Annotated in this window: 8 protein-coding genes; 2 read left to right on the forward strand and 6 right to left on the reverse strand. The window is 33.9% G+C overall.

Annotation, left to right across the window (positions count from 1 at the left end):
- Nucleotides 1–383 precede the first annotated feature (383 nt).
- Together repM and GVV58_RS14660 are read left to right on the forward strand one after the other, a co-directional pair.
- The gene (gene repM, locus GVV58_RS14655) at nucleotides 384–1,334 is read left to right on the forward strand and encodes a replication initiation protein RepM (RefSeq protein WP_052431316.1); all 951 of its coding nucleotides are present in this window, start codon (nucleotides 384–386) and stop codon (nucleotides 1,332–1,334) included.
- 60 nt (nucleotides 1,335–1,394) lie between these two features.
- Nucleotides 1,395–1,946, forward strand: coding sequence for a plasmid replication DNA-binding protein (locus GVV58_RS14660; protein ID WP_257220492.1), 552 nt, complete (start codon nucleotides 1,395–1,397; stop codon nucleotides 1,944–1,946).
- A 281-nt stretch (nucleotides 1,947–2,227) separates the two neighbouring features.
- Here GVV58_RS14660 and GVV58_RS14665 read toward each other — a convergent pair whose 3' ends face one another.
- The 6 genes from GVV58_RS14665 to GVV58_RS14690 all read right to left on the reverse strand — a co-directional run bounded on the left by GVV58_RS14665 (nucleotide 2,228) and on the right by GVV58_RS14690 (nucleotide 6,547).
- On the reverse strand, nucleotides 2,228–3,682 hold the full coding sequence (locus tag GVV58_RS14665) for a SulP family inorganic anion transporter (RefSeq protein WP_004282306.1): 1,455 nt from the start codon (nucleotides 3,680–3,682) through the stop codon (nucleotides 2,228–2,230).
- Between the two features lie 249 nt (nucleotides 3,683–3,931).
- Nucleotides 3,932–4,141: a hypothetical protein gene (locus tag GVV58_RS14670; protein WP_159138980.1), complete on the reverse strand. Its 210-nt coding sequence runs from the start codon at nucleotides 4,139–4,141 to the stop codon at nucleotides 3,932–3,934.
- 525 nt (nucleotides 4,142–4,666) lie between these two features.
- Nucleotides 4,667–4,996, reverse strand: coding sequence for a four-helix bundle copper-binding protein (locus GVV58_RS14675; protein ID WP_004733205.1), 330 nt, complete (start codon nucleotides 4,994–4,996; stop codon nucleotides 4,667–4,669).
- Between the two features lie 360 nt (nucleotides 4,997–5,356).
- Nucleotides 5,357–5,611 carry a protein L gene (locus GVV58_RS14680; RefSeq protein ID WP_228156254.1) on the reverse strand — a complete coding sequence of 85 codons (255 nt, stop codon included), beginning with the start codon at nucleotides 5,609–5,611 and terminating at the stop codon, nucleotides 5,357–5,359.
- Nucleotides 5,612–5,667: 56 nt separating this feature from the next.
- Nucleotides 5,668–6,060 (reverse strand): CopG family antitoxin, encoded by a 393-nt coding sequence (locus GVV58_RS14685; protein WP_004986364.1) that lies wholly within the window; start codon nucleotides 6,058–6,060, stop codon nucleotides 5,668–5,670.
- Between the two features lie 175 nt (nucleotides 6,061–6,235).
- Complete coding sequence (locus GVV58_RS14690) at nucleotides 6,236–6,547, reverse strand: hypothetical protein (RefSeq protein WP_004986363.1); 312 nt, start codon at nucleotides 6,545–6,547, stop codon at nucleotides 6,236–6,238.
- Nucleotides 6,548–6,866: the final 319 nt, after the last annotated feature.

Here is a 6,866-nt window from a genome sequence, read left to right on the forward strand (position 1 = left end):
CCAAAAATTGCCCCGACGAATCGAGCGAAAGCGAGATTCAATAGAGTTTGAGCGAAGCGAAAACCAAGGGCAATTTTCATGAATTTTCTTTTTTATTTTATATTTATAATATTTAATATTTGAAGCATGTTTTCTTTTTTATTTTCAATAGATTATGATGGTATAAACATAGGTTTTATCCGTTTCAAACATAGGTTTTATCCGTATAAACATAGGTTTTATCCGTTTCAAACATAGGTTTTATCCGTTTCAAACATAGGTTTTATCCGTATAAACATAGGTTTTTATTTTACTATTTAAATGAGTATTGTTATGATGATTCCCTAAGTAAAAAATTTATCTAGATTTTGGTAAATCCATATAATGTTTATAGGGAAATAAGAATGAGCCGTTCAGAAAATTTAGACATGTCGATTCTTGTCTCTAAAGCAAATGATTTAGTAAAAGCTCATTATAAAATGACTGTTGTTGAGCACAGATTGTTCAATATCGCTTTATCAAAAATTCGTTCTAATAAGATTACATTAGATAATAATGTACCAATTACCATTTCAGCTCATGAATATGCAGATCTGTTTTCAGACACCATAGATGGCGGTTATAAAGCCCTTAGAACGGCTGTAGATACTTTATTTGAACGCCAGTTCACATTAGAGCGAGAAATCTCAAATACTAAAAAACACGTTAGAACATATAGATTTATTCAAATGAAGGGATATCTTGAAGGTGAAGCTAGAATTGAAATTCAATTTGCTAATGACGTCTTACCATTTGTAAGTGAGCTAGCTAATAAATTTACTCAAATTGATCTTCAACATACGGTTGATTTAAGCAGTCAATATGCCAATCGCTTATATGAAATTCTTAAAGAAGTGCAGAACTATAAAGAGCAAAAAGTTTTTCTAGAGTTGGACGATCTTCGATCTAGGTTCGGTATCGAAAATAAATATAAAACTATGTCAAATCTAAAAGACAATGTCCTGGACTTAGCTGTCACTCAAATAAATAAGAGCAAAGCCTGCGATATATATAACCTTCAATATACTAATAAGAAGGCAGGGAAAAAAATTATAGGATTTGAGTTTACCTATAAAATTAGAAAGCAACCAAAGAAGTCAGATATAGCTATACAACCTATAGTTTTAAAAATGACTGATTCGCAACGTTATCTTTTTGCTAATAAACTCTCTGGGCTTACCGAGATGAATAAATATTCTCAAGGTACAGAAAGTTACTCTCAATTTGCTGTTCGCATTGCCGAAATGTTGCAGGATCCACTTAAAATTGAAGAATTACTGCCATATCTAAAGAAAGTAGGATTTAATACAAAATAAACTTCATGTTCAGATTGGATGTTCACATGAACATCCTTGTACACGCACTGAGGGATTACATTGAACACAACAAAATTCAGCGTCATGGATGCAAGTAAAGCCTTTAAAAAATCACGTACAACAATATATGAGGCTTTAAAAAATGGTGAATTATCAAGAGATCATGATGGTCTTATAGACTTATCTGAACTTATCAGAGTTTATGGCAATCCAGTCGGTGTTCAGTCCAGTACACGTACTGAACAAGTTCAGAAGGATGTACAAGTACACGTTCAATCTGAGGTTGAAAGTGTATTAAAAGATCAAATTTCTTTACTCAAAAATCAGTTAGATTTAGCAAATCAAAGAGAAAAGTCTTTGATGCAACATATTGAAGATCTTACTTATAGAATTGAGTTTAAAGGCACCTTAGAACAGCCAAAACAAGAAAATATTAATCAGCTAGATGGATCTACTAATTCGAATATAGCAACAGATCCTCGGTCACAGGCTGAATCGAACTATGACGGATTGACTACTTCAGAGAATAAACGTATCCCTGTTCCAGAACACGTTGAGCCTGAACCTAAGAAGAGAAGCTTCCTGAGCCGTTTTTTCCTTCCCTATGGTTAACCAGGACTCCAATTTTGTGATGAGCCAATTTCAGTGCAAGCACATGAAATAGTGACTCATCACAAAATCGGATGATGTTTATTAAAACTGAATAAAACCGTGGAACATTGCTTATTTATTGAGCGTGGAACATAAAAAACAATAAAAAAGCCCGATCTGGAGGATACGGGCCAATCAAAATGATATACATCATTGATTAATAAAGACAATTATAACGCATTTCGTATAAGGTGTATTATGTTAATTGTAGAGATTCTACATAAACGTAGAATCTCCTGCTCTTAGATTCTGGCATGTGTTCCATACTTATCAATCATGATAGAGCTGGCTTCATTTAAGCCACGCACAGTGACATTCACACCGTTCTTTTGAAATTTATTTACAACAGAATCAAGCATGGCGACTGATGTTACATCCCAAATGTGAGAATGGGTCAAATCAATAATCACATCCTTTACATCCTCTTTAAAGTCAAAACCTTGCATGAATTTTTCAGAAGAACTAAAGAAGATCTGACCTCTCAAATCATATAAACGGGCTGTTCCTTCAAAAGATGCTGTTACCTGGATATCGTTTTCAAGTTTATTCGCCAGGAACAAGGCTGAAAGTAATACGCCTGTTAACACACCCAAAGCCAGGTTATGCGTAGCAACAACTACAATCACCGTCGCAATCATGACGATATTACTGCTCTTAGGATTATCTTTTAACTGAGTGACAGAACTCCATTCAAAGGTACTGATAGAGACCATGATCATTACCGCTACCAATGCAGCCATTGGAATCACTTTGAGCCAGTCGCTGATAAATACAACCAGAATAAGAAGAAAAATACCCGCAGAGAATGTTGATAAGCGTGTAAGGCCGCCTGATTTTACGTTAATCATAGATTGACCAATCATGGCACAACCGGCCATGCCACCCATAAAGCCAGAAGCAATATTCGCAATCCCTTGTCCCTTACATTCCTGATATTTATCACTTGGCGTATCTGTCATTTCATCCACGATGGTTGCTGTCATCATCGATTCAAGTAAACCTACAGCTGCCAGTGCTACCGAGTAAGGCAAAATAATCATCAATGTTTCAATATTCAAAGGAATATTTGGAATCAAGAACATTGGAAGTGTGTCAGGTAAAGACCCCATATCGCCCACAGTCCGTACATCAATTCCTAAAGCGATTGCCAGTAATGTGATCGCAATGATACAGACAAGTGGAGAAGGGAGTAATTTTCCTAATTTGGGAACCAAAGGAAAGAGATAAATAATCGCTAGACCTAAAGCAACCAGAGCATATACATGCCAGGTCACATTAATCAGTTCAGGCAACTGAGCCATGAAAATTAAGATCGCTAACGCATTTACGAATCCAATAACTACAGATTTAGATACGAACCGCATTAACTTGGCGAGCTTTAAATAGCCTGCCAATATCTGAATCACGCCTGTCAAAATTGTTGCTGCCAGCAGATATTCAAGCCCATGCTCTTTGACCAATGTGACCATAAGCAGTGCCATAGCCCCTGTGGCAGCTGAAATCATTGCTGGACGACCACCTACGAAAGAAATCACGACGGCAATACAGAAGGATGCGTATAGACCAACTTTAGGATCTACACCTGCAATAATTGAAAATGCGATGGCTTCAGGGATGAGTGCAAGACCGACGACTAATCCGGCAAGTACATCCCCACGGATGTTAGAGAACCACTGTTCTCGGACATTAGATAACATAAACATAGCCTGTTTTTTAATTTTTCAGATAGGCTAGTGATGTGATATATACAACACACAAGCGACTACACCACATCACTAGACAGTGATGAGTTATTTACAGATTTAAAATGGTAAATAAACTTAAGGTGGCGTAGGTGTCATAAGATGAAGGAACTTTTTAGAGTAAAAAAATCAGGACAAGGGTAACAGCTAGGTACTTTTTTATAAAGCCTGGATGTTATATCCAAGCTTTGTTTAATCGGTATTTTATGAGGCTTTTAGCTCCCTAAGTAATTGACCTATTTCCAAACGTGTATAGCCACGTTCTTTAAAGATCAAAACAATAGCCTGTTTATAATCTTCAGAAGTAGCCGTTTTATATTTATTAATTAATTGCAGCTCAGCATTAAGCTGAAGGTCATTTTTGATCGTCAATACTTCCGTAGAGACTTTATTAAAAATCTTGAAATTAAACATACAGGTGCTCTTCATCAATATTGTAGCGGCCCGACTACAACAAACACCTGCCTTAGCTTAGCTAGACACCCTTGGTAGCAAGAATTGCAAATTTAAAAGGGATCTGCAAGTTTTTCTAAAGGGGAAGCATGAATAATCCACTAAAGTACTACCCATTTAACATAATGGTCGTTATGCGAAACTAGTAGGCTTTACGCGGAATTCTTAGCATATTCATCTTTTGTCTTATATCTTTGTTTTTTACCTATCGGTAAAATATATTCATAACCTATAGAGGAAAAAAGTAGGTAATTAATAAAAAAATTACAGCGACTTATAAGCCTTATAGTTCCGGGAGAGACTATAAGGCTTTTTCTTTATCTTAAAATTCATATATCTATACTATTTTGATAAACAAAAGCATGGCTGAAAGCCATGCTCTGGGAATTCGTATAAGGTGTATTATGTTAATTTTAGGAAAGGCTCTAAGACTAGCAGAATGATTATGTTAGTCTAGAGCCATATAATTAACATTATTGAAGTATTTTACATGGCAATTTTTCGACATTCTTCTGCACACTGACGGCAAGCCTCAGCACATTTTTTACAATGATCATGTGAATGTTTTTCACACTCTTCCGCACAATATTCACAGATCTTAGCACAAAGCTCACAAATCTCTTTGAGGAAAGGTGAGTTATGTTGTTGCATACGCACACATAACTGACAAATATCTGCACATTCTAGACAACGTTGAATACATTCACGCATCATCTCTAAATCTTTTTCTTTTAAACAAGAAGTTGCACATTCAGTACAAATAAGTGAACAGTTTGTACATGCAGAAATACACTCTGAAAATTTCGTATTAATCATTTTTTACTCTCAATTTATATAATCAAAGAAATAATTAAAACATAATTTTTTTCTACTAATTATTTTAAATTATTAGTAAATGTAATACATAATGTTAATTTATATGAATAATGTTAATTTTAACTAAATCTTATTTATATTCCAAATTATTAAAAAACAGTTTTTAATTAGGCTAGATGATCAAGTATCAAAAGCAGCTATTCTTAAAATAACTGCAATAATTTTATCACTTTAAAAATAGATTTTCCCTCTATTTAACATAATGGCGGTTATACGAAAACCCCGGCAGAATGCCGGGGTTTTTATTATATAAATAACTGTTTTTATTAAATATTTTAGTATATTTAACAAATGAAGTTATTAGAGTCCGCAATCGTTTCCTTCAGTATCCGTTCTTACTATTAGTTTCCACTCTATTTTTCCAGCTAATGCAGTATGCTGATGATGATTCTGGGGAGGAAATGGATCATTTTTATTACTAGTTATTTCCTTCTTACAACCTTTACATTTATAAATACCTGAAACAGGTACTGTATCCCCAGCACTATAGGTATTAGCCCACCATTCTTTTGAACTATTTATTTGTACTATAAATTTTTCTGTATCTTTATTCACGATAGCCAATTTAAATCTCCAATTAAAATATAATTTAAATTAATTAATTCAATAACTTATGCCATTTTTCTTTCTTTACCATGTTTTTTTAAAAGTTCTTCTGCATCTTTTAATTGCTGCTCTAATTCCTGATTAGCTTTCATAAGTTCTCTATACATAATTTTCTTTTCAGCCTCGACAAAACGCTTTAATACTTCACGCATTAATGCTTGATACCCCATTTTTTGAGCCTTGCTGATATTTTTCAAATCATCTATAAGATCTTTCGGCAACCGAATTGAAATCATCTGCATATTATTAGATTTATTTAATAACTCATGGAAAGATGCTGGAACCGATGTAGATCTTGCAAATTGAGGATCTGATCCTAATTCTCTACTTTCCCACTGTGTAGCATCATCTAGTTCAAGATCTGCTATTTCAGGTGAATGTTGATCTATATTTTTCATACTCTATACCCATAAACAATTTGTTCGTGTTTTCTTCACGTCACTTTATATAAGCGTATTTAATGTATATCTGAACAAAACCCCATCGACCAAGATGGGGGATTAGTCAGATAACCCGAACACTCTGAACAATGATGAGTCTTCACTGCTCAGAATGTTCAAATTTGTCTAAGAATTAACTGTCTTCTGGAAAGAAGAGATTTAATTCATTTTGATTAGGTTCAAAAGCAGACTTAATAACAATCTTTTGAACATCTTCTAAATAAATAAAACAAACCTTTAACAACCGCCCTGAATCAGTTTCAGAGATGAACCACTTTGTTGGTGGGTTAGTCTTATTTTTTTCCCGAGAATCTTCTAAAAAGTTATTCTCAGTATAGTTAAGAAAGCACTGCGAAACTTCTGCAGGTACCACTGAATGCTTGTCTGCCAACTTACGTCGCACACGAGCAGAAATGATGAGAAAAGGGTCATTATCATCAACCATTATTCTACCCTCAATATGTTATAGTTTTATATATACAATTTGTATATACATCCATTGATTGAAATATCTACTATAACTAAGGATTAGTCAATGAAATAAAAGCAAAAAAATCAATTAATAGAGTAATAAATAACCCAACAACCCATTTTTTGTATATACAAATAGTATATACGTTCTTTTTTAATACATATCAATCTTTTTTTAATAAATTATCTTGTTTAACATCGAATCTCTTAGGGGAGATTACATACCAACTTTAACCACATTGTGGACAGGTTGGATTTTAGAGATAAGAAAAACTTCTAGGGCATTTGCTAAA

Source organism: Acinetobacter sp. 18QD2AZ41W, assembly GCF_009829025.1.
Taxonomy (GTDB): Bacteria; Pseudomonadota; Gammaproteobacteria; order Pseudomonadales; family Moraxellaceae; genus Acinetobacter; species Acinetobacter pseudolwoffii.

Bases quoted from the DNA above. Each gene is read 5' to 3' on its own strand.
- repM (WP_052431316.1), top strand. From the start codon at position 384: ATGAGCCGTTCAGAAAATTTAGACATGTCGATTCTTGTCTCTAAAGCA.
- GVV58_RS14665 (WP_004282306.1), bottom strand. From the start codon at position 3,682: ATGTTATCTAATGTCCGAGAACAGTGGTTCTCTAACATCCGTGGGGAT.
- GVV58_RS14670 (WP_159138980.1), bottom strand. From the start codon at position 4,141: ATGTTTAATTTCAAGATTTTTAATAAAGTCTCTACGGAAGTATTGACG.
- GVV58_RS14675 (WP_004733205.1), bottom strand. From the start codon at position 4,996: ATGATTAATACGAAATTTTCAGAGTGTATTTCTGCATGTACAAACTGT.
- GVV58_RS14685 (WP_004986364.1), bottom strand. From the start codon at position 6,060: ATGAAAAATATAGATCAACATTCACCTGAAATAGCAGATCTTGAACTA.
- GVV58_RS14690 (WP_004986363.1), bottom strand. From the start codon at position 6,547: ATGGTTGATGATAATGACCCTTTTCTCATCATTTCTGCTCGTGTGCGA.